The 22,628-nt window shown below is 64.4% G+C and carries 20 protein-coding genes and 1 pseudogene; 9 read left to right on the top strand and 12 right to left on the bottom strand.

Annotated elements, in window-relative coordinates; genetic code table 11:
- Nucleotides 1-391: 391 nt before the first annotated feature.
- The 3 genes from DIC75_RS10625 to DIC75_RS10615 all read right to left on the bottom strand — a co-directional run bounded on the left by DIC75_RS10625 (nucleotide 392) and on the right by DIC75_RS10615 (nucleotide 2,766).
- Nucleotides 392-1,576, bottom strand: coding sequence for an inorganic phosphate transporter (locus tag DIC75_RS10625; protein ID WP_250988013.1), 1,185 nt, complete (start codon nucleotides 1,574-1,576; stop codon nucleotides 392-394).
- A 5-nt stretch (nucleotides 1,577-1,581) separates the two neighbouring features.
- Nucleotides 1,582-2,211 carry a DUF47 domain-containing protein gene (locus DIC75_RS10620; protein ID WP_250988012.1) on the bottom strand — a complete coding sequence of 210 codons (630 nt, stop codon included), beginning with the start codon at nucleotides 2,209-2,211 and terminating at the stop codon, nucleotides 1,582-1,584.
- A 246-nt stretch (nucleotides 2,212-2,457) separates the two neighbouring features.
- Entirely contained in the window at nucleotides 2,458-2,766 is a 309-nt protein-coding gene (locus DIC75_RS10615) for a DUF1894 domain-containing protein (protein WP_250988011.1), read from the bottom strand.
- 299 nt (nucleotides 2,767-3,065) lie between these two features.
- Between DIC75_RS10615 and DIC75_RS10610 the strand changes: the two genes are divergently transcribed.
- Nucleotides 3,066-5,939, top strand: a complete 2,874-nt coding sequence (locus tag DIC75_RS10610) for an aminotransferase class V-fold PLP-dependent enzyme (protein ID WP_250988010.1) — start codon at nucleotides 3,066-3,068, stop codon at nucleotides 5,937-5,939.
- Between the two features lie 8 nt (nucleotides 5,940-5,947).
- Here the strand turns inward: DIC75_RS10610 and DIC75_RS10605 are convergent, their stop codons facing one another.
- The 3 genes from DIC75_RS10605 to fdhF all read right to left on the bottom strand — a co-directional run bounded on the left by DIC75_RS10605 (nucleotide 5,948) and on the right by fdhF (nucleotide 10,432).
- Nucleotides 5,948-6,670 carry a formate dehydrogenase accessory sulfurtransferase FdhD gene (locus tag DIC75_RS10605; protein ID WP_250988009.1) on the bottom strand — a complete coding sequence of 241 codons (723 nt, stop codon included), beginning with the start codon at nucleotides 6,668-6,670 and terminating at the stop codon, nucleotides 5,948-5,950.
- Between the two features lie 455 nt (nucleotides 6,671-7,125).
- On the bottom strand, nucleotides 7,126-8,364 hold the full coding sequence (locus DIC75_RS10600; protein WP_250988008.1) for a Coenzyme F420 hydrogenase/dehydrogenase, beta subunit C-terminal domain: 1,239 nt from the start codon (nucleotides 8,362-8,364) through the stop codon (nucleotides 7,126-7,128).
- A gap of 1 nt (nucleotide 8,365) precedes the next feature.
- Nucleotides 8,366-10,432, bottom strand: a complete 2,067-nt coding sequence (fdhF, locus tag DIC75_RS10595) for a formate dehydrogenase subunit alpha (protein WP_250988007.1) — start codon at nucleotides 10,430-10,432, stop codon at nucleotides 8,366-8,368.
- A 318-nt stretch (nucleotides 10,433-10,750) separates the two neighbouring features.
- On the opposite strand from fdhF, the gene DIC75_RS10590 reads away from it, so the two are divergent.
- From DIC75_RS10590 to DIC75_RS10570, 5 genes and pseudogenes are all read left to right on the top strand, one after another.
- A complete protein-coding gene (locus DIC75_RS10590) occupies nucleotides 10,751-11,392 on the top strand; it encodes an FmdE family protein (protein WP_250988006.1) in 642 nt (213 codons plus the stop codon).
- Nucleotides 11,393-11,451: 59 nt separating this feature from the next.
- Nucleotides 11,452-11,790, top strand: a pseudogene (locus tag DIC75_RS10585) (TrmO family methyltransferase domain-containing protein); the annotation flags it as partial.
- 41 nt (nucleotides 11,791-11,831) lie between these two features.
- Nucleotides 11,832-12,143, top strand: coding sequence for a formylmethanofuran dehydrogenase subunit E family protein (locus DIC75_RS10580; RefSeq protein WP_250988334.1), 312 nt, complete (start codon nucleotides 11,832-11,834; stop codon nucleotides 12,141-12,143).
- A gap of 18 nt (nucleotides 12,144-12,161) precedes the next feature.
- On the top strand, nucleotides 12,162-13,991 hold the full coding sequence (locus tag DIC75_RS10575; RefSeq protein ID WP_250988005.1) for a molybdopterin biosynthesis protein: 1,830 nt from the start codon (nucleotides 12,162-12,164) through the stop codon (nucleotides 13,989-13,991).
- A 45-nt stretch (nucleotides 13,992-14,036) separates the two neighbouring features.
- Entirely contained in the window at nucleotides 14,037-14,432 is a 396-nt protein-coding gene (locus DIC75_RS10570) for a nuclear transport factor 2 family protein (RefSeq protein ID WP_250988004.1), read from the top strand.
- 32 nt (nucleotides 14,433-14,464) lie between these two features.
- Here DIC75_RS10570 and DIC75_RS10565 read toward each other — a convergent pair whose 3' ends face one another.
- Nucleotides 14,465-15,316 (bottom strand): META domain-containing protein, encoded by an 852-nt coding sequence (locus tag DIC75_RS10565; RefSeq protein ID WP_250988323.1) that lies wholly within the window; start codon nucleotides 15,314-15,316, stop codon nucleotides 14,465-14,467.
- Nucleotides 15,317-15,549: 233 nt separating this feature from the next.
- Nucleotides 15,550-16,761, bottom strand: a complete 1,212-nt coding sequence (locus tag DIC75_RS10560) for an META domain-containing protein (protein WP_250988003.1) — start codon at nucleotides 16,759-16,761, stop codon at nucleotides 15,550-15,552.
- 247 nt (nucleotides 16,762-17,008) lie between these two features.
- On the opposite strand from DIC75_RS10560, the gene gpmA reads away from it, so the two are divergent.
- Entirely contained in the window at nucleotides 17,009-17,755 is a 747-nt protein-coding gene (gene gpmA / locus DIC75_RS10555) for a 2,3-diphosphoglycerate-dependent phosphoglycerate mutase (RefSeq protein ID WP_250988002.1), read from the top strand.
- A gap of 171 nt (nucleotides 17,756-17,926) precedes the next feature.
- Complete coding sequence (locus DIC75_RS10550) at nucleotides 17,927-18,124, top strand: hypothetical protein (RefSeq protein WP_250988001.1); 198 nt, start codon at nucleotides 17,927-17,929, stop codon at nucleotides 18,122-18,124.
- Between the two features lies 1 nt (nucleotide 18,125).
- On the opposite strand, the gene malQ is transcribed toward DIC75_RS10550, so the two are convergent.
- Complete coding sequence (malQ, locus tag DIC75_RS10545; protein WP_250988000.1) at nucleotides 18,126-19,625, bottom strand: 4-alpha-glucanotransferase; 1,500 nt, start codon at nucleotides 19,623-19,625, stop codon at nucleotides 18,126-18,128.
- 90 nt (nucleotides 19,626-19,715) lie between these two features.
- The gene (locus DIC75_RS10540; protein ID WP_250987999.1) at nucleotides 19,716-20,483 is read right to left on the bottom strand and encodes a TIGR04255 family protein; all 768 of its coding nucleotides are present in this window, start codon (nucleotides 20,481-20,483) and stop codon (nucleotides 19,716-19,718) included.
- A gap of 133 nt (nucleotides 20,484-20,616) precedes the next feature.
- Between DIC75_RS10540 and DIC75_RS10535 the strand changes: the two genes are divergently transcribed.
- Nucleotides 20,617-21,183 (top strand): diacylglycerol/polyprenol kinase family protein, encoded by a 567-nt coding sequence (locus DIC75_RS10535; RefSeq protein WP_250987998.1) that lies wholly within the window; start codon nucleotides 20,617-20,619, stop codon nucleotides 21,181-21,183.
- A gap of 39 nt (nucleotides 21,184-21,222) precedes the next feature.
- On the opposite strand, the gene DIC75_RS10530 is transcribed toward DIC75_RS10535, so the two are convergent.
- Both DIC75_RS10530 and DIC75_RS10525 read right to left on the bottom strand, forming a co-directional pair.
- On the bottom strand, nucleotides 21,223-21,591 hold the full coding sequence (locus DIC75_RS10530; RefSeq protein ID WP_250987997.1) for a hypothetical protein: 369 nt from the start codon (nucleotides 21,589-21,591) through the stop codon (nucleotides 21,223-21,225).
- A 45-nt stretch (nucleotides 21,592-21,636) separates the two neighbouring features.
- Nucleotides 21,637-22,590: a methyltransferase domain-containing protein gene (locus DIC75_RS10525; RefSeq protein WP_250987996.1), complete on the bottom strand. Its 954-nt coding sequence runs from the start codon at nucleotides 22,588-22,590 to the stop codon at nucleotides 21,637-21,639.
- Between the last annotated feature and the right edge of the window lie 38 nt (nucleotides 22,591-22,628).

The following is a 22,628-nucleotide window of genomic DNA, read 5'->3' as shown; positions in this document are numbered from 1 at the left end:
CTCTGCTCTTACTGGACCACCGCCCGGTACACTGGACCGTGGGGGTATCGCCATTGGGGGAGGGGCTGACGGGGAGGGGGGTGCAGCCCCCCTCCCCTGTCTCCACTATACACGGAGACTCCTGTAACCCCCACCCCACCCGGCCTCCGGCCTCCTCCCCCGCACCTTCGGTGCTCATGCTCCGGCCCCATGGCCCGTCGCACCCCGTCCCAGGGGCGGGGGCAGTGCGTGGCGATATCAGGTGGGAATCCGTGGATGAGATTATGCAACTGCTGGATTTACAGGATCATATGAACCAGCCAGACTTTGTCCTGCGATGTTCAATCACCACATGGTCCGATTAAAAAGAGTTGCGAGCGGCCGGGCATAGAACCCGGCCATTCGCCCCCCCTCAAAAAACCCCGCTGATCAGAGCATGGCCGATGAGATAACAGACCCCGGCCACGACCGCCGCCGCCGGTATGGTCAGGATCCACGCGATGAGGATCTCGCGGACCACTCCCCACTTGACCGCCGAGTAGCCGCGCGTTGCGCCGACGCCCATGATCGCGCCGGTTGTCGCGTGGGTCGTCGAGACCGGGACGCCGAAGGCGGTCATCAGAGAAAGGACGCCTCCCGCGGCGGTCGATGCGGCAAACCCCTGGTAGGGCCGGATCCTGGTGATCCGGTTGGCCATCTTGTCGATTACGCGCCATCCTCCAAAGAGTGTCCCGAGCGATATGGCGAGCGAAGATGCGAGGATCACCCAGAGCGGGACGGAGAACTCGGCGATCAGCCCCCCGGCAAGGAGCATGGCGGTGATGATGCCCATCGCGTTCTGGGCATCGTTGCTGCCGTGGCCGATGGCCTGAAACGATCCCGAAAAGATCTGGAGGTTTTTGAAAAGGCGCGATAAGCGCCGCGGAGGATGGTTGCGGAAGATGTGTGCGACGAGGGTGCCGAGGGCGAACGCGGAAATGAGCCCGAGCATGGGGGAGATGACGATGAAGATCAGGACCGCGAGAATTCCGCTGATCTTCAAAAACCCGGTTGCAATGGCGAGCGGGATGACCACCGTCACCCCGATGAGCCCCCCGAGGATGAGGTTCCACGACCTGAACTCGCCCCTCTGGTGCGCAACTACGCCCGTGACGATCGCGCCGAGGACTGCCCCGGCAAGCCCGTAAAGAAGAACCTGATCGATGAGCGCAAGCGACGGCCAGAGGACGGCCCCTGTCCCGGCGGCTGCAATGCCGGCACCGAGAAGCCCGCCGATCAGGGCATGACTGCTGGATACGGGGATCCCGAGGAACGAGGTCGCGAGGACCCAGAGCACCGCACCGACCATGGCCATGAGGATCAGCGCCGGCGTGAGGGATACGGGGTCCACGATCCCTCTCCCGATGGTCGCCGCAATCGCCGTGGTGAAGAGAAGGGGACCGAGGAGGTTGAAGACCCCCGCGAGGAGCACCGCCTGCAGGGGGGTCAAGGCCTTGGTCGCGATGATGGTGGCGATCGAGTTCGCGGCATCGTTCAAGCCGTTTGCAAAATTAAAGAGCAGCGCGAGAAGAATGCCGAGGATGATGATCGGGTCCATAGCGGTCAGGAGTGTCTGATGGCTATATCGCTCAGGACGTTTGCGACGTCTTCACACTTATCGGTCGCCATCTCCAGGTTCTGGTAAATATCCTTGAGTTTGATGATGGTGACCGCATCCTGTGTCTTGAAGAGGTCCATGATGGCATGGCCGAGGACGTTGTCCGCGACGTTCTCCAGGCGGTTCACCTCGATGCACCTCTCTTCGATCAGGCCCGGGTTCTTGATCGACCGGATGCCGTTTACGGCCTTCTCGATCTCGACGACGCTCAGCTGGATCAGCTTTGCAAGCTCGATCATCGAGTCGTCGGTCTCGGTGATGCCGTAACTGTACATCTGCTGCGCAGTGCCGTCTATGTAATCCAGGATGTCGTCCAGCGCCGATGCAAGGCGGGAGATCTCTTCCGGTTCGAGCGGCGTGATGAACGTCCGGTTCAACTGCTCGTAGATCTCGTGCGTGATCTCGTCTCCCCGGTGCTCGATCTGCTTCATCCGGTGACACTGCTCTTTCACGTTCTCGAAGTTCTCGACGAACTCGACGAGCAGATCGGCTGCGGAGACGACCTCCCGGGTCAGCCTGTCGAAGAGATCGAAAAAAACCTTATCCTGAGGGACTACCCACTCCTTGATGCCCACGGTGATCGCTATAAGATTTTTCTGTCAGGGGCTATATAGCGATCGGTTATACCGCCTTTTCCGGGTGGCGGGATACGGTGAAACAGGGTAGACGGGAGCGCGAGGCCTCGCGGGGGGCGTATCTGGCGATACACGGGAGCGATATGCACAAACCGTCCGGATCGGCTGCAGGCCGCTCCCGCGCCGCCGCCCAGCGCCGCTGTGCTCACCCGGCAGAGGGTTCCGGGGCCGCACGGTCGCCCGCCCTCACTTGGAGACCTTCACGAGGTTGTTGCGGATGAACTCGAGATCCGCCTCCTTTGCCGCGATCTCGTAGAGCATCGTCCCGGGGCCTGAGCAGAGTTTCGTAAACGGCAGCAGGATCCTCTGCTTCCTGACCTGGAGGCCGACGAGCATGGGAGACGCCAGGAGCATCCGGATGTCTCTGAAGACAAAGTCCGGGGGCATCTCGTAGTACTCTTTGCAGTGCTTTCGCACGTAGTCGTTTACCTGATCGGGAGTTACGTTCAGGAGGAGCACTTTTCCGCCGAGGTTGTTTACGCAACGCGATGGCATCACCCTATTGTTCGCCCCAATGCGAATAAACTTTGCGTTGATCCCGGCATCCTGATGCAGGGGGATCTCGATGCCGTCTTCTTCCTGGTTGCGGCGGTCCTGCTGGCCGTCCTCGGGACCGGATTCCCGGCCTGCTGCTGAAGCGCCCGTGAGGGGAGAGCCTGCACGGCCGTCGGTCGGCAGATGGCCGATACGGGATCGGTGGAGTGAGGCGACCCCGGGACCGGATTCCCGCCCTGACGTCGGCGATCTTTTCTCACCGGTTCACTTAATGTCTGCAGCAACCAACTCTTCTTCAAGTGATACGCGAACCGGCAGTCAAAAAATTCCTCTACTGGTGCGACCAGTGCAACGTCCCCCTCATCGGGCGCACCTGCGCCTGCAAGACGAGAGTCCGGGAGATCGAGCTTCTGCAGCCGCACGACGTCCGGCCTGCCCTCGCCGCCGACATGGCCCTCATCCGGCGCCTTCTTGCCGAACGGTTCGGCGATATTCCCCTGCCCCACGTCGTGCTCCTGAACAAGACCGGCGGCGTCGACCGGACCGATCTCGTGATCGTGCACGGCGACCGGTTCGGCTGGCTCTCGTTCGACCCCATCACCCGGAAGTTCAGCCTCGATATCGCCCCCGAGGCGCTCCCGCACATCCTGCCGCATGCAACCCGGGGGATCGTCGATCTCGAGACCGAGCCCGCCGTGAGCGCCCATAAGGGTCGTATCGGCGGGAAGCGGTTCCCCCTGGCGACCCCCGTGCCCGACGGGACGGTCATCGTATCCTACAGGAACCGGTTCGGCACCGGCATCGTCAGGGACGGGCAGGTCCGGGTGAAGGAACTCGTCCCCGTCGAGCCCCGCACCCGGCCCGACCCGGACTGGGACGTGGTGATCGAGAAGAACCGCTACCACTTGAAGAACCTCGAGCGGAACGCGATCCGCACAATCAAGAAGCACATGAACGACCGGCCGTGCGTGAACGTCTCGTTCTCCGGCGGCAAGGACAGCACCGCCGTCCTCCACCTTGCACGAAAGGCGGGGGTAGAGAAGGCGTTCTTCATCGACACCGGGATTGAACTCCCCGAGACCGTGGAGTTCGTGGCGTCCCAGGGCGTTGAGATCGTGCGGAAAGGCGGGGACTTCTTCCAGGCGGTCGAGAAGGCGGGGCCGCCGGGGAAGGACCACCGCTGGTGCTGCAAACTCTTGAAACTCCACCCCTTGAAGATTTACCTCGCCGGGCTCGGCTCCTGCGTCACCATCCAGGGGAACCGCTGGTACGAGTCCTGGAACCGTGCCGACCTCGACGAGACGAGCCAGAACCCGGCAAACCCCCTGCAACTGAACATCTCGCCGATCAGGAACTGGCGGGCGCTCGAGGTCTTTCTCTACCTCTGGTGGCAGGAGGCCCCCATGAACCCGCTCTACGAGAAGGGCCTCGAACGGATAGGCTGTTACACCTGCCCGGCGGTGCTCGAGAGCGAGTACGAGGGGCTCCGGGAGATGCACCCGGAACTGACGGATCGCTGGGACGAATTCCTTATCAGGTGGGCGGGAAAGACAGGGATGCCGGACGCCTACCACCGGTGGGGACTCTGGCGGTGGCGGGCGCTGCCCCCGAAGATGCGCGAGGTCTGCAGGGACCGGGGCATCCCCTTGAACGATGACTTCACCCTCCGGGAGGACCCGGAGAGCCGGGCTACCCCGGAGAGCCGGACTACCCCGGAGAGCCGGACTACCCCGGAGAGCCGGGCTACCCCGGAGAGCCGGGCTACCCCGGAGAGCCGGACTACCCCGGAGAGCCGGGCTACCCCGGAGAGCCGGACTACCCCGGAAAGCCGGGCTACCCCGGAGAGCCGGACTACCCCGGAAAGCCGGGCTACCCCGGAGAGCCGGACTACCCCGGAAAGCCGGGCTACCCCGGTCCAGAAGAGCGTGGAGGTGGCTACAACGAAGACTCTGGAAACGCCTGAGCCGGCGACGCCGGCAGAGAACGAGTTTACCCCGGACGAGATCCGGGGAGACTTCCCGATCCTCGGCGACATCGTCTACCTGGACAATGCGGCGACGAGTTTCTCGCCGGAACCGGTGGTGGAGGCGCTCGTCGAGTTCGAACACCGCTACCGGGCCAACGTCGGCCGGGGCGTTCACCGCCTGACCCGGATCGCGACGCAGCGCTACTGGCACGCCCACGAGAAGGTGGCCCGGTTCATCGGCGGGGAGGCGGGGGTGACGGTCTTTACGAAGAACGCCACGGACGCGATCAACATGGTCGCGCAGGGCCTCTCCTGGAAGCCGGGGGACCGCGTGGTGACCACCATCCTCGAGCACCACTCAAACCTCCTCCCCTGGAGAGCGCTTGCAAAACAGGGCGTCGCGCTCGACGTGATCGGGATCGACGCCGACTACTCGCTCGACCTTGCCGCGCTCGAGGAGACCCTGGCCGGAGGCGCCGTCCGGCTCGTCACCGTCACCCACGCCTCGAACGTCCTCGGCGTGACGACGCCTGTTGAAGAGATCGCGCGGCTTTGCCGGGAGCATGGCGCGCTCTTCCTCGTGGACGGAGCCCAGTCGCTGCCGCACATGCCGGTCGACGTCTCAAGTCTCGGCTGCGACTTCCTCTGCTTCGCGGGGCACAAGATGTTTGGGCCGACCGGGACCGGTGTCCTCTGGATGCGGGATCTTCTCCTCGAATCACCGACCCTCGGCGGCGGCATGGTCGCGAGCGTGACGGCTGAGGGGTATGAGCCGGCGGAGGGCTACCAGCGCTACGAGGCCGGGACGCCGAACATCGGCGGCGGGATCGCGCTCGGGGTCGCCGTGGATTACCTCTCGGCGATCGGGATGGAGCGGGTCCACCGGCACGAGGAGCGCCTGACCGCCCGGCTGATCGAGGGGCTCTCCGCAATAGATGGGGTCACGGTCTATGCCGGGAGAAGGCCGGGAGCCCGGATCGGGGTCGTCTCGTTCACCCTCGACGGCGTCCACCCGCAGGAGGCCGCACAGATGCTCGACGAGGATGCGGACATCCTGGTGCGGTCGGGACACCACTGCTGCCAGCCGCTGATGGAGCACCTGAACCTCCCGGAGGGGACGGTTCGGGCGAGTATGGCAGCCTTCACGACCGAGCACGAGATCGACCTCCTCATTGCGGCCGTCGGCGAGATCAGCCGGGGCCGGTGAGGCCGGGACTACTCCGCTATCCTTCCCGCGTGCGTATAGACCGCCATCTCCGGGGTTCCCGCGTACCCGACGATGCAGAGCCCGGTCTCCTCCGCGATCTCCACGGCGAGGGCCGTCGGGGGTCCGGTGGAGACCAGCACCGGGATGTTCGCCACAAGGCATTTGCGGACCATCTCGGAGGTGACCGTCCCGGTGCCGACGGCGAACGTCCTGGAGAAGTCAAGGGCTTCGCGCAAGCCCCGGCCGATCACCCGGTCGAGGGCGTTGTGCCGGTCGAGGTCTTCTGCACAGGCGACGATGCGGCCTCCCGTGGCAAGAGCGACCGCATCGAGCATGCCGGGCGCTCTGAGAGCGGCGACGGCGGCCTCGATCTCCGGGACGGATACCGTGAGGTCGGAGTCGATCGCGGGCAGTTTCTGCGTATCGATGTAGGAGACGGCCCCGCCGCACCCGGAGAGGATGGTCTTTTTTACGCTGACCCGCTTGAAGATGTTCTTCGTGAGGACGCTTATCCGGTTCTCCTCGATCCTGACCGACTCGATCTCGCCGGCATTCCTGATGATCTCTTCGGTGTAGAGGTAGCCGGTGATGAAGTCTTCAAACCCGCCGGGGCTCAAGGCAACGGTCGTCAGGTGCCGGCCGTTGACGAAGACCGCAACCGGCGCCTCCTCGGCGGCAGCCCGGGTGACCTGCCCGCCGCCGATACGGATACAGGCGATTTTCTTAAACATGGTTCCTCACTTCACGTATGCCGCACGCGCCGCCGGATCACCCCGGGGCGGGATCGATTCTCTGTAGAGATCATGCACGGGAGAGGACTAGACGATACCGGTGGCTGCCCCTGGTCTTCCGCCCAGACACACTGCCGGGCGAACCCCATGTAAAAGCGTTGAATGGATGCACAAAAAGGACTTTTACGGCTGCCCGACAGCGGGAGAGAAGTTTGGGGCTCTCCCGCCGCCGGGTATTGCCAGGCACACACGTTTGCGCCCCGGCACGGGCGCAAGTGAGGTTTTTTTGGGACTCAAGATGGTTGTTCAGTGGTCGTTACACGCCCGGCCGATCCGGCCGGGCGCAACGGTGTGTGTTTGGCGGTGCTCGGACTCTGCTCCTGACGGAGCATCGCCCTCGAAAATTGCTGCGCAATTTTCTCGAACTCCGCCTGCCCCTTCGGGGCACGCGTCGCTTACTCGAACACGTTGAAGATCTGGTCGCTGCCGGTCGCGGAGAGCCGCTCCCGCTCCGCCTTCTCCTCGACGAGCGCGAGGATCGGAAGGTTCATATCCACACCCGGGGTGTGGCCGAACATCCTCTCCATATCCGTCTGCAGGGAGTGCATGTAGAGCGAGTTCGCGATCTCCATCGGGCAGTTCTCCTCGCACTGGCCGCAGTTGACACAGGAGTCGGAGATGTGCGCGAACCGGATCAGGTGGAACATGAACGGCACAGGAAGTTCTCCCGGCGGCACCAGGTAGGTCTTCTTCGTGCTGCAGTCGACGCAGTAGCAGATCGGGCAGTTCTCGATGCAGGCGTAGCACTTGATGCACCGGGACGTGTCCTCCATGATCTTCTCCAGGCGTTCCTTCCCTTCGCCGAGCCCCTCGAAGTAGCGTGCCCGCCACTTGTCGCCGAGCTTCAGCATCGCGTTCTCGACCTTGCCGCGGATCTCGATACCCTTCGGGTTCGCGGGCTCGGAGGCGATCGCTCCGGCTTTCACGGCCGCATTGAGGAGGTTTGCACCCTTCTCGGAGCAGACCTCGACGAACGTGGCCTTGCCGGCCTTATCGCCGATGACACCCCAGTTGCCGCAGGCGAGGTCCGCCTGGCGCGGGACTTTCATCTTGCACCGGCGGCAGTTGCTGCGGCGGCCGAAGCCTTCCTCTTCGAGCTCGTCCATCGAGATGCCCTTGTGCTGGCCGTCCTTCGTGACGATGATGAACTGGCCCTTGTCGATCTCTTCCTTGACGATGTCGTCGGGGTTGACCCCGAACTTCTGGGCGATCATCCTCCGGGCGGCCACGGGGCTGACGGACCCCCCGCAGTTGACGCCGATCAGGAGGAGGTTGTCCAGGTTGACCTGGTTGCGCTTCGCGAGCTCGTAGAGGCCCATCGCGTCGCAGCCCTTCACCGTCACCCCAATGCGCATGTCATTGGCGCCGTCCAGGTACTTCTTGACCAGCTTCGAGATCAGGAGCGTCCCGCAGTGGAGCGAGCCTGCCGTCTGTCCGATCTCGGCGGGGTCGGTGATGATTGTGGGGACCGCATCGTAGAGGTCCACGCCCTTTTTGACTGCCAGCACGGCGTCGACGATCTTGTTCTCCAGGGCATACTTGAGAAGCCCGGTCACCGCGCCGCCGCACTCCGCCACCTTGGCGATATCGGGGCTCGTCGTCCAGGCATATACCATATCTCCCTTTGCTGCCATCTTACTGCACCCCCGTGATCTTCTCAACCTTCACAGCACAGTGCTTCAACTCCGGCATCTTGGAGAGCGGGTCGAGAGCGGTGTTCGTCAGCATGTTCGCGGCTGCATCCCCAAAGTGCATCGTCATCATCAGCACGCCGGGCGCGACCTCGTCGGTCACTTTCGCGAGGGTCTCGACCTCACCGCGCCTGCTGGTGAGTTTGATCTTCTCCCCGTTCCGGATATTCATCCGCATGGCATCGTCGTTGTTGATCTGGACGAACCCTGCAGGCACCTCGTGGTGGAGGAGCTTCGCGCGGTCGGTCTGGGTCCGGGTGTGGTAGTGGAAGAGCAGACGTCCGGTCATCAGGGTGAACGGATACTCGGCGTCGGCGACCTCCGCGGGCGGCCGGTGCTCGATACCGAAGAAGTGTCCGAGACCGTCGGCCGACGAGAACTTCTCGCGGTGCAGAATGGGGGTTCCCGGGTGCTCCAGGGTCGGGCAGGGCCAGTGCGCGGACTCCGGCTTCTCCATTCTCTCGTAGCTGATACCGGCCATCGACGGAGTGACCCGCCGCACGTCGTTCCAGATATCCTCCGGCGAGTTGAAGTCGAAGCCCTGGAGTCCGAGTTTATGGGCGAGGTCGACGAAGATCTGCCAGTCCTCCTTTGCGTCGCCGGGTGTATCCACGGCCTTGCGGACACGGTTGACGCGCCGCTCGCCGCTGGTGAACGTCCCGTCCTTCTCGGCGAAGGATGCTCCGGGCAGGATAACATCGGCATACTGCGCCGTCTCGGTCATGAAGATGTCCTGCACGACGAGGAAGTCCAGCTTCTCAAGCGACCGCATGACGTGGTTCGAGTCGGGGTAGGAGACGACCGGGTTCAACGCGAAGATGTACATCGCTTTGATCGGGTCGCCGCACTGGGTGATCTGTTCGGTCAGGGTCACGCCATACTCTTTCGCAAGCCCGGTGACGCCCCAGAGTTCCTCCATCCGCTTGCGGGTGGCGTCGTCCTCGCACTTCTGGTAGCCGGTGAAGACGTTCGGGTAGGCACCCATGTCGCAGGCGCCCTGGACGTTGTTCTGGCCACGGAGCGGGTTGACACCGGTTCCCGGCCTGCCGACGTTGCCGGTGAGCATCGAGAGGTTCCCGAGCGACCGGACGTTGTCCGTGCCGGTCGTGAGTTCAGTGATGCCGAGGCAGTAGATGATCACCGCGCTGTTGGCTTTGGCGTATATCCGCGCGATCTCCTTGACCCGCTCGGTCGGAACGCCGGTGATCGACTCGACCTCCGCGTAGTTCTCCACGGTCTTCTTCAGGTCCTCAAATCCCGTCGTCCGCTTCTCGATGAACTCCTTGTCATGGAGGTTCTCCTGGATGATCCAGTACATGATCGAGTTAATCAGGGCGATGTTGGTCGAGGGGTTGTAACGAACATACTCATCGGCAAGGCGCGCCGTGGGCGTGTAGCGCGGGTCGCAGACGATGATCGTCTTGCCCGCCTTCTTTGCCTGGACTATCCGGCGGCCGGCGAGCGGGTGCGCCTCAATGGAGTTCGCCCCGATCATGAAGATGACGTCCGCGTTCAAGAGGTCCTCGAAGGGATTCGTCGCGGCACCTGAGCCGAACGAGAGCGAGAGCCCTGCGACGGACGGCCCGTGGCAGATACGCGCGCAGTTATCGATGTTGTTGGTCTTGAAGGCCACCCGCGCGAGTTTCTGCATGATGTAGCACTCTTCGTTCGGGGTCCGGCACGAGACCTGGAAGCCGAGGGACTTCGGCCCGAACTTCTCGTAAGTCTCCTTGAACTTCGAAGCGATCAGGTCGTAGGCCTCGTCCCAGGTCGCTTCTTCGAACTTGCCGTTCTTCTTGATGAGCGGCTTTGTCAGCCGGTCGGGGCTCTGCACGAACTCCCAGCAGGTGGCACCCTTGGGGCAGAGTTTTCCCTCGTTCACCGGCGTCCTCTTCAGGGGTTCGACCCCGACGAGTTTGCCGTCGTTCACCACGAGGTTAAGTCCGCACCCTACGCCGCAGTATGGGCAGGTCGTGGGAACGTAGCGTAACTTTCCATTGGTTTCTGTCATTCACATTCTCCCGATTGTTGCATTCAACGTCGGTTGCCAAGCATGTCAGGAAGGACGGACATGCTCACAATAGTTTTACTCGACGCCGTAGTATATAAATTTAAACTTATTATTTTAACACTTGCCGTTATGTTAGGTGGTATAATTGATCTTTATAAAATCGCATCCCATGCATACCGATTAATCGCCATGGTGTCTGCTCTTATGCGATTACACAACACACAATTGGTAATATGCCATATCTGGCTTGTTTATGTAAATTAAATCTAGTTTACTTGGCCAAAATATTTACAACTAACCTTGATCATATATTCTTCCGTGCAACCGAGACTGAATCATACCTGGGATGACATCGAGGCCCGGCTCAAGTCCAAAGGCTCCACTCCGGAACTGATCGACTACTTCCGGAGATGTATCGACTTTCATACCTTCGCGGCCCCCGGGCTTCTGGTCGGGGTCTTCATGGTGGACTATGCCTTAGAACTCCTGAACCCTCCCGAGGGCGAGAAGATCTACGCCGTCTGCGAGACCACGAAGTGCCTGCCCGACCCCCTGCAGGTTATCGCTCACTGCACGACCGGCAACCACCGTCTCCGGGTGATCCCGATCGGGAAGTTCGCCATCACCATGAACGGACCGGCCGAAGCCCCGTACGTGAACGGGATCCGGGTCTTCGTCGACGGCGAGAAGATCGGACGGTACCCGACGTTCGCTCTCTGGTACACCAAAGACCCGCTCTTCGACCCGAGAACCCGGGGTATCGCGCTGATTGACGAGGTCATCGATGCAGGGCGCGATATACTCTCGTACGAGAGAGTGCGGGTGAAGGTGCCGCAGAAATGGCCCTGGAAGTCCGCAATCTGTTCCATCTGCGGCGAGATGGTTCCCGACAACATGCTCGTCAGCGGGGCCTGTGCGGACTGCCGGTCACAGTCTTACTACGAGAAGGTAGCGTACTGAAGGGATTTCCCTCTCCCTGCGGGAGAGGGCGTATATCCCGTCAACACAGAAGGCACCGCATGGAACTCTTCCCTATCGGGCTCGTGCATTCAGACATCCGCTCCCGGAGCGACATGCCTGTCCAGGGCGTCGATGCCGAGATCGAGGCCTTTCCGGACTACGCCGGGGCGCTCCTCGGCGTCGAGGAGAACTCGCACCTGATCCTCGTCTGCTGGATGCACGAGGCGGACCGGGAAGTCCTGAAGGCGGTGGCCCGGAAGGTCTCGGGCGACCTCCCGGAGAAGGGCGTTTTCTCCCTCCGCTCGCCGGTGAGGCCGAACCCCCTTTCCGTCTCGGTGGTGCGGCTGCACGGCGTGCGGGACGGGCGGTTCCTTCTGCTCGCGAACGTGGACCTGATCGACGGGACGCCGGTGATCGACCTCAAGCCCTACCAGACCGGATGGGACTGCGTCGGGTCGCGGAGGCGGCGACGCGCGTCCTCGAGCGCGACCTCTCGGCGCCGCAGGTATCGGTCGCGCTCGGCGCCGATCCCTGCATCGCCGACGCGCTCATCGGGATCACCGGCGCGCGCCCGGGAAATCGCCGGCTGCGATGCCGGGGAGAGACCCGCTACGTCTTTGCCGGCCCGGGAGTGGAGGCGGTCTTCTGCCTCAGGGCTGTCCCGGAGAGCGTCGACGCGATCCTTGCGGCCGGCGAGGCGTCGCTCTTTGACTGCACGGTTCGCTCCCGGCCACGATCGATAGAGAAATAATTACACTGGAGTCGGAACATGTCACGCCGTTACCTGAACCTCACCCCGCTCCCGGAAGCGCTCGCGGCGATGCGGCAGGCGTTTCCCCCCCGGGACCATGTCGAGACCGTGCCGCTGCGCCAGGCTGTCGGCAGGGTGACGGCCGAGCCCCTGTACGCGGAGTATTCCGTTCCTACGGCCGACATCGCGAAGTTCGATGGCTACGCGGTAAAGAGCGGGGATACCCTCGGGGCGCAGGACCAGCGGCCGCTGCCCCTTGCCGGGTATGCCCGCATCAATACCGGCGAGGTGCTCCCTGTGTCGTTTGATGCCGTCGTCATGATCGAGGATACCTGGGACGAAGAGGGCATACCCCGGATCCGGAAGTCCGCCGCATCCGGACAGCACGTCCGGCGTGCCGGCGAGGATATCCGGGCCGGCGAACTCGTCCTCTCGAAAGGCCACCGTATCCGGCCGTTCGATATCGGCGCGCTCGCGACCTACGGCATAACCGGGGTTCGGGTGCGGTCGGTCCGGGTCGGCATCGTCCCGACGGGGAGTGACCTCGTGCCGCTCGGCGTAGCGCCCGCGCCCGGCCAGACAATCGAGACCAACACCCTCATGGCGGAGGCCTACCTCACCCGGATAGGGGCGACCTGCCGCCGCTACGAAATCGTTCCCGACGACCCGGACATGATCCGGGAGGTGGTAGAGAAGGCGGTTGCTGAGAACGACCTCGTCATCCTCTCGGCAGGCTCGTCGGCCGGCACCCGGGACTTCGCCCGGGACGTCGTCGGCGCGCTCGGGGAGATCGTCTTCCACGGCATCGCGGTCCGGCCGGGAAAACCGGTGCTGCTCGCGAACGTCGGCGGCAAACCGGTCCTCGGAATGCCGGGATATCCGGTCGCCGCACAGACCGTTCTCCGCGAGGTTGCCGGGAACCTCCTCGCGTGGTGGGGGCTCTCGCCGCTCCCGGGCGAGGAGCTGGCCGTCCGGTTATCAAAGAGGCTGGCGTCCGATCTCGGGTTCGACGAGTTTGTCCCGGTCTCGGTCGGGCGCGTGGACGGCACCTGCTGGGTGACCCCCCATCCCCGGGGCGGTGGCATCCAGATGGCGGTGGTCCGGGCAAACGGCTACCTTCACATCCCTGCCGCTCGTGAGGGGATCGAGGCGGGCGAAGAGGTGCGCGTCCGGCTCACCGTCCCGTCGGCCTCGATCGCCCGCACGCTTGTCTGTGTCGGCGAGCGCATTCCCGCTCTCAACGAGCTTGGAAACCGCCTCTCGGATGCCGGCTACCTGCTCCATTGCTGCAACGCCTCGACGATGGGGGGGGTGCTGGCCGTCAGGGCGAAGACCTGCCACGCGGCTTCGGTCGCTCTCCCGGAGACTGAAGCGGCCTGGAACGACCGGGTGCTCCGGTACCTGCCGGACGTAGACCTCCTGCGGGTGCAGATTGCCCGGACGGAACTGGGGATCGCGTCGGCCGGCGATCTCGATGCAGGCAGCCTTGAGTCGCTCCGGTTCGTCAACCGCCCGAAAGGCACGGCGGCGCGGGTCTTCTTCGATGCGTGGCTGGACCGGCAGGGTATCGATACCGGCCGGCTTGCCGGATACGAGCACGAGGTGCGGACGCCCGGTGCCGTCGCCGCGGCCGTCGGCAACGGGTTTGCAGACGCAGGCGTCTGCCCGGCCCGCACGGCAGAGGAGGCAGGGCTCCGGTTCACCCCGCTCGGGTACGAGTCGTGCGATCTCCTGATCCGACAGGAACTTGCCGCGGACGACGGTGTCGCAAGCCTCATCCGGGCCGCCCGATCGCCGGAGTTCCGCGCGTATCCCGGTTCGGCAGGAAAGGGACGGAACCTCGCGTGACGCATACGCGAAAAGAACATCTGCCTTTCGGCGAGAGTACCCTTCATGCGAGTCAGCGAACAGACACGGGACCAGATCATGGCGGTGCTCCGGCGGATGGCGGAGGCTATGGCAGGGAAAGACGTCGACGGCATAATGGCGCTCACCGATCCCGATTTCCGGGGTTTTTGGACCGGCGCCGATGAGAAGGTGATCGGGAAGGAGGCATATCGCCGGCACCTTGAGCGCGACTTTGCGCGGGCGGAGACGATCGCGCTTGAGTTCTCCGACGTCCGTATCGGTGCCGAAGGGACGGTCGCCTGGGTCATGGCCGACATGGCCTGCCGCGTCGTCGCCGACGGTGCCCCGCAGACCCTGAACGGGCGGCTGACGGCGGTGCTCCGCGGGACGGGCCATGCATGGGTCTTTGCCCAGATGCACTCCTCCCTCCCGGCGGCGTAACTCTTTTTGGGGTCCGGGAAGGCCCCTCCTCCTTACGGCTCCGCCTTATAGAAGAGGATCGCCCTGCCGTTGCCGTCGATGACCGCGAGCGTACCCCCGACGATCCGGTAGCCCGCCGCCGACCGGAGCAGGTCCAGGTAGGCACCCTCCTGCTCCATGATCCCTGCCGGTTCGGAGCAGGAGGCCTTCGTCGCGATGACCCGCTCCACGGCGATCCCCGTCTCGTTGACCCGGTAGGGGGCCGAGTAGGCGTTGCACCCGGCGGATCCGGAGAGCGTGCCGTCGGGATCGAACGCCAGGGTGACGTTCGTGCCCGGGATCGGGGATGCGACGGCGCTGCCGCCGCCGGTGGTGTAGCGGGTCAGTTGCCATGTCGTCGCGAGTAGCGGCACGCTCTCGGGCTGCTCCGCCCGCAGAAAGACGAGCAGTTCTTTACCTGACGGTCCGGAGATCACCAGTTCGTCGCCCTCGACCCGGTATGAGGCAGCCGCAACGAGGAGTTCCCGGTACCTGCTCTCCTGCTGCGAGAGCCCCTGTTCCGATGCGGGGTATGCCGCGGTGGCGACGACCGGCTCCACCGAGATGGCGGAACCGTTGATCCGGTAGGTGGCGGAGTAGAGGTTGCACCCGGCAGACCCCGTGAGCGTGCCGCTCTCGCCGAAGATGATGAGCGGCTCCGCCCCGTTCTGGGACGCGATGACGGAGCCGTTATCGGCACGGAACGCGATCAGGTTCCACGCCGTCCCCGCAAGCGGTTCGGCAACCCGGCCGGCATCGTCGGGGGGCATACCCGTCCCGCCGGAGTAGCCGACCGAGACGAGGCATGCCGCCACGATGATCAGGAACGCGGCCTTCGCGAGTGTGTTGTGCCCGTCTCTCCCCATCGTTACCACGGGTAGGCGTAGGGGGCGAGAGAAGAAAAACTACCCCATTTACATCGAGATTCGCTCGATCGCCCTCTCCCTGAGGCATGGAAGGAAGCGGCGTCGATCCGCTGCCGCTGTCCCGAGCCGGCCCCGCCGGGAGAGATGGGCGCCCGGATGCGGTAAAATGAGAAAAATCGAGCAGGGCCCGGCTTCTTCCGACCGACCCCTCGTTGCCGGAAACGAAGGATCGATCAGGACCGATCCCCGCGCTCCGCCCGGTAGGAGAGCAGGCCCGTTCCGTCCTCATCGAGAAGGTCGAGCCGGTCTCCTTCGATGCGGTAGCCTGTTGCCGCCGTAAGAAGGTTGAAGTACCTGTTCTCCTGTTCCATGAGGCCCTCGGGCTTGTTGCAGTTCATCTTCGTGCTGTAGAGCGAGGAGACCGAGAGGCTCATGCCGTCGACCTTGTAGCCGGCCCCGTAACTGTTGCACCCGCCACTGCCGGTGACGTTTCCGTCCGGTGAGAACTCCGCCGTGATCGTTGTTCCGACGATCACCGAGGAGACCGTCTCTCCGTTCAGGCTGTAGGACTCAAGCGTCCATGAGGTCCCGGCGAGCGGTGCCGGCGGCACCTCCCGTGCCTGCACGAAGACGAGCAGGTCGGTGCCCGTCTCGTCCGTGAGGGTCAGGCGGTTGCTCTCCACCCGGTAGGAGGAGACGTTTCCAAGGAGACTCATGTACCTCGCCTCCTGCTCCATGACACCCGGGTCGGTGCAGTACATCAGGGTGCTGTAGAGCGAGGAGACCGAGAGTTTCGTTCCGTCAAGGCCGTACTCCCCGCCGTAGTGGTTGCACCCGGAGTTCCCGGTGACGGTCCCGTCGGCCGCGAACTGCGCGGTGATCGTCGTGCCGCCGACGAGCGAAGAGATTGCGTCTCCCCCGGTGCTGTAGGACTCAAGCACCCACTCCGTCCCGACGAGCGGGAGGTTGGGCGTCCGGACGACCTGCTCGAAGATCAGCAGGTCGGCACCGTCGCGGTCGGCGAGGATCAACAGGTCGTCTTCCACCCGGTAGGAGGCGACCTCGGTGAGCAGTGCGAGGTAGCGATCCTCCTGGTCCATGACGCCGGGCGGGTCGATGCAGTACATCTCGGTCCTTACGGCCGGTTCGATGGTGAGGTCCGCGCCCTCCGCGGTGTAGCCCGCGCTGTAGTGGTTGCACCCGGCCGACCCGCCGACCCTGCCGTCAACGCTGAAGGCGGCCGTGACGGCCGTGTCGTCGAGAACCGGCGTTATACTGCCGTCCTCACCGGCGAGGCTCGCGAGCGTCCAGGACGTCCCGGCGAGCCCGGCAGCCGCACCGGGCGTCGACGTACATCCTGCGGCGACGATGCACGCCACGACGATGACGAGCAGCGATGCCACCGCGAGGATGTAGTTCCTGTTCCTTCTTCTGTTCGGTGCCATATAGCAGCATATGAGCGGGAATGAGAGATAAATTGATGGTTGACTACGAAAAATATCGAACCTATGCGTCATCCGTTTGTCAAACCCGACGATTATACGGGTGATTGAGGTTCAGGTTCCCCCGCGTCCCCGCACGGGCGGTTCCTTTGGCCTCCCGGCATTCCGACCGCTCCTGCAGGAGAACCCCGGTGCGTGCATGGCATTTATCCGGGAGAGGGGACCATACCGGGTACGGGAGACGAGTGCGATGGTAGCGTTGATCCTTTTGCGGCACGGGGAGAGCCTCTGGAACAGGGAGAACCGGTTCACGGGCTGGACCGATGTGGATCTCTCGCCCCGCGGCATAGAAGAGGCCCACCGGGCGGCCCAACTCCTCAGCGACGGCGGGTTTACGTTCCGCGTCGCCTACACCTCCGTCCTGAAGCGGGCCATCCGGACGCTCTGGATCGTCATGGACGACCTCGACCTCATGTACGTCCCGGTGCACAGGTCGTGGCGGCTGAACGAGAAGAGTTACGGCGCCCTGCAGGGCCTGAACAAACAGGAGACCGCCGCGAAATACGGCGCGGAGCAGGTGCACCTCTGGCGCCGGGCATATGACGTGCGGCCGCCGCCGCTCTCGCGGGACGATCCGGGACACCCGCGGTTCGACCCCCGCTACGCGGACCTGGACCCGGAGAGCCTACCCGCGACCGAATCCCTGCACGACACGCTCGAGCGGGTGCTCCCCTACTGGGAGAGTCACATCACAGCAGATCTCCGCCAGGGCAAACCCGTCCTGGTATCCGCCCACGGAAACAGTCTCCGGGCCCTGGTCAAACACCTGGACGGGGTCCCGGACGACGAGATCGCGGGCTTGAACATCCCCACCGGCTACCCGCTCGTCTACGAACTGGACGGGGATCTGAAGGCCGTGAAGCACTATTACCTCGGTGACCCGGAGGAAGTCGCAGCGGCCGCCCGGGGCGTGGCCCGGCAGGCAGGGGTGAAGTAGCCGGGGATTTCGCATCTGCGGGTTCCCGGGATCCCCGCCCGGAGGTCCTGGCGATCGCTTCTGTAACACAAATGTTACATCCTCTCCGGCATTGTTACATTTTTGTAACAACCGCCACTCCCCTGTAACAAAACTGTAACAGTTAAATCCGGGCCCGGAAAACATCCTTATATGTCGAGAGTCGTCAGGATCGACGAGGGGGCGCTGGAGGTCGCCCTGAAGTACGGGAAGAACCTCTCCCTCGGGATCATGCAGATGGAAGAGATGATCGGAAAGCACGAGAAAGCGAAGCGGGACTACACCGCCATCGAGGAGATGGTCCGCCGGACCGTCAGGGAAGAACTCGAGGTCCTGACCGCCAGGTACTGATTCATCCCCGCCCGGAGAGTTCCGTGAGCCTCGCGAGCCAGTCGAACGGGGCACCGGCAAGCTCCCCCGGCGTCATCCGCCACTCCCAGTTCCCGTCGGTGGTCGAGGGATAGTTCATCCGCGCCGCGGCGCCGAGGCCGAGGAGATCCTGCATGGGGATGATGCATGCCCGGGCAACCGATCTCATCGCGAGAAGGACGAGTTCCCGGTGGACCTCGCCCGCCGCCACCTCCCGCCCGACGTAGGCGAAGAACCTCTCCTTATCCTCCTCCGACGCCTCCTCCTCAAACCACCCCCTCGCCGTGTTGTTGTCGTGCGTTCCCGTGTAGCAGAGGAGGTTAGGGTCGTAGTTGTGGGGGATATGGGGGGTTCTTGCGATCCCCTCCCCGAACGCGAAGAGCAGGATCTTCATCCCCGGGAACCCGAACCGGTCGAGAAGCCCCTGGACCGCCGGGGTGTTCGCCCCCAGGTCCTCGGCGACGATGGCGAAGCAGGGGAACCGCCGGGAGAGCGCCTCGAAGAACTCCGCTCCCGGCCCGTCGACCCAGGTGCCGTGCTCGGCCGTCGCATCGCCCGCGGGGACCTCGTAGTAGTCGGCGAACGCCCGGAAGTGGTCGATCCGGAAGAGGTCGTAGAGCTCGCCGGACCGGGCGATCCGGCTCGTCCACCAGTCGTAACCCCGTTCCCGGAGCACGGGCCAGTCGTAGACCGGGTTCCCCCAGAGCTGCCCGGTTTTGCTGAACATATCGGGAGGCACCCCCGCCACCACGGTGGGGCGGAGGTCTTCGTCCAGTTTGAAGATCCCGGGGTTTGCCCAGACGTCGACGCTGTCGTATGCGACGTAGATCGGGATGTCGCCGATGACCTGGATGCCCCGCCCGGTGCAGTAGCGGCGGAGGGCCGACCACTGCCGGGCGGCAAGGTACTGGAGGTACTGCTCCTTCAGGACCTTATCGGCGAGGCTCCGGCGCATCTCGTCGAGAGCCTCCGGCTGCCGGGTCCGGACCTCCTCCGGCCACTCTCTCCACTCCTGCCCGTGGAAGCGGTCTTTGAGCGCGACGAAGAGCGCGTGGTCGTCCAGCCACCACCCGCTCGCGTCGCAGAAGGTTTCATACCCGCGCTCCGGCCCGGAGTGACGAAATCGCTCGTAAGCAAGCGAAAAGAGCCGTTCCCGGTACCAGACGGCCGCCTCGTACGCCACCCGCTCCTCCGGAAAGTCGGGCGCCGGCTCCAGGTCGTCCTTCCTGAGGACCCCCTCCCGGACGAGCATCTCCGGGCTGATAAGGAGCGTGTTCATGGCAAACGCCGACGGGCTGGAATAAGGAGAGTTTGCGTACCCGGTCTGTGTCGGGTTGAGCGGCAGGATCTGCCAGTAGTGCTGCCGGGCCCGCTCAAGCGCCTCGACGAACCGGTACGCCGACGGGCCGAAGTCCCCGATGCCGTACACCGACGGCAGGGACGTGATATGCAGGAGTATGCCGCTTCCCCGTGTCTGGATCATCCGTCATCTCCCCGGATCGGACGGTTCGGCTCTCCGGCCATAGTCCTGTACCGGCGCGGACGGTAGCCGTCGCCCATGCGAGACCCCGCCTCACCGTGCCGCCACCGTCGTCTCCTCCCGGATGGTGAAGAGGTCGCGGAGAGTGTCCTTGATGCAGGCCTCGAAGATATCCCGCACGTGGGTGTGGGCGATCTCCAGCCAGTCGGCCACCCCATCGATCGGGATGCTCTTCTCCTCCGACAGGAAGTAGTCGATGTTCAAGAGGAACGCGTTGTTCTCCGTCGACTCCGGCACGGCGTCGGTAAGTTCCACCCGGCAGTTGTCGCGGTTGTCGTGGAACGCGAACTCGCACCCGGTGATGAACCCCGCCGGCACCCGCGGGAGTTCCGGCGGGAGGGTGGGGTAGAAAGCAAAGTAGTCCGAGAGCGTCACTTCAGCTTCGGGGATCTCGATGAGGTTGACGTAGCGGAGGTTCATGGTGCCGATGGCATCGGCGCTGATGACCTCCCGGAACCGGTCGAACGCACCGTGGATCCGCTCCGAGAAGGCCTCCCAGTGGACGTACGGCTTCTGGCAGCTCACCGAGAGGAGGCGGGGCCCGACCTGGACCGCACAGCCCTCGTCCTCGGCGAGGAAGACCGACCGTTCGCCGACCAGGAGCTCCTCGCGGAGCCCCTCCGGGCCGAGGAGCATGACCACCTCGCGCACGTAGCGCTGGTCTCTCTTCGGGTAGGCATCCTTCAGGTGACCGTACAGGATGCCGGGGTAGGTCAGGTCCCAGGGGATGTCCTCGGGAAACCGGAACTCGCATATCACTTCGGCGGCGGGGGGGTTGACATACTTTCGTATCTCTGCCATCTTCTTCTCCCTCAGGGGTGTTGGATGGAAGGAGACTACTTTAAGGTGACTGCTCCCCGGGCATTCGACCGGCACTCATCGTGGAGGAGCGCCCGTACGATGCTTTATCACTCGGGGCCGCCATTCCGGTGTGATGGGCGAGACGTTCCGCCAGACGGTCCACCTGCTCATGGGTGTCCTCGGGGCGGCGGTGATCCTCCGCCTGGACGACCGTTGGGCGTTCATCTTCGTGAGCGCCGCGCTCGTCCTCCAGTTCCTCGTCTGCGACGCCTTCACCCGCGGCTACGACGTCCCGGTCCTCTCGCGGGTGATGGACGAGTCGGAGCGCACCGGGAAGGTGCCGCTCAAGGGCGGGATCGCCTACGCCGCCGGGGCGCTCTTCTGCCTCGCGGTCTTCGGCCGCGAGTATACCGCGGTCGGCCTCGTCACGGTCGGGGTGCTCGACAGCGTCGCGACCGTTGTCGGGCTGCGCTTTGGGCGGCACACCCTCGTCGGCAGCAAATCGCTCGAGGGGACGGTTGCCGGGGCGGTGGCGGCCGCGCTTGCCCTCTCCTTTCTGATCCCCTGGTGGGCGGCCGCGGTTGTGGCGGGGGTCGCCGGCGTCATCGAGGCCTGCTTCCCGCTCGACGACAACGTGGCGGTTCAGGTGGGGGCGTGCGTGACGCTGGCGCTTATGGCGGTCGGGACGGGGTTCTTCTGAGGGGGAGGTATGGCCTGCAGGCCCTGCAAGCCCGCCGGATCAGTGCCTGACGCCCCGCTTCTTGAGTTCTTCCGACTTCTTCTTCGAGCACGTCTCGCAACGGAACTCGGGCGCCGGGTCGTCGGACCTGTCGTAATTCTTCGCCCGGACGAGGCGGTAGCCCCGGGCGACCATGCCGCAGTCCACGCACCGGACCTCCTCTTTGACCTCCCACTGGGCGGCGAGCGTCTCGGAGGTGAAGATGAACCGGTCGACCCAGAAGAAGATCAGGCCGCCGATCAGGTTTGCGATGATGGTGGCGGCCAGCGCTCCGAGGCCCGCGAGCAGGTAGAGCACGCCGGCGAGGAGCGGCGTCGAGAGCTGCCACCGGACGAGATAGAGGCCGTATCGCTTAAAATTTACTTCCACATATAAAATTCAGCGGGACCCCTCATAAATCCGGGGTCTGCACCGTCACCCGAGCACCAGGATCCGGCGGGTCAGGCTCTTGTGCACCCGCTGCTCGTGTTCCTGCAGGACGGTGAAGTGGCGGGCGGCGATTGCCGTGATGTCGCGGTGCGTGACGACGACCGCGCGCCTCCCCGGCCGGAGGATGCGCCGGATCTCCGCGAGCGATCCGTCGTAGAGCCGGTCCATGCTCTCCGCCCTGATCCGGACCGATTGGCCGTAGGGGAGATCGGTCACGACCGCGTCGAGAGCGCCGTCGCAGACCGGGACCGCCGTGGCGTCGGCGATCACCACGTCCGACCCGGGGAGGTTCTGCCGGTAGCCGGCGACCATCGCGGGGTCGAAGTCGCTCCCGAGGATCCGGACCCCGATCTCACGGGCCTCGAGGAGGATCCCGCCGGTGCCGCAGAAGGGGTCGAAGACCATCTCCCCGGGTGCAACAAGGGAGATGTTGACGAGCGCCCGGCCCATCCGGGGCATCATCACGCCGGGGTGGAAGAACGGCCGGCGCATGGGGTTCCGCGCCTCGAACGCCCCCCGGTCGATCCGGAGGATGACCCGGCCGAAGTAGCAGCGGTCCTCCGAGACGACGGCACGGTACTCTTCGATTGGGTCACGGAGCGAGACCGGGCCGGCGATCAGGGTCCCGATCAGCCGTTCCAGGTCGAGGTGCGCGGCATCCATCCGGCTCCCCTGGACCGTCTTCACCCGGCCGGCAAACGGCTTCTCTGTCCGGATGGCAAGGTCGCGGAGGAGATCCGCAAACGCCGCCCTGGTTGCCTCGCACTCCCCGAGGTACTCCATCACCACGTGCGTCAGGGCAAGCCGCCCGGCGGCCTCCGGTTCCGGGCACTCGGCGACCGCGACCTGAGTCCGCCGGTCGAGGACGGTGCCCACGCACTCCAGCTCCGCGACCGGGAGGTCGGGGTGCTCGCCGGAGAGTTCGAAGAGCAGCTTCATTCTTATGATATTGGCCCCGCGGGGCGATAAAGCGGGGG

The organism is Methanoculleus oceani (assembly GCF_023702065.1).
In the GTDB taxonomy this organism is placed as follows: domain Archaea; phylum Halobacteriota; class Methanomicrobia; order Methanomicrobiales; family Methanoculleaceae; genus Methanoculleus; species Methanoculleus oceani.
The sequence above is the reverse complement of the archived record's forward strand: the minus strand, read 5'-3'. Positions and strand labels throughout refer to the sequence as shown.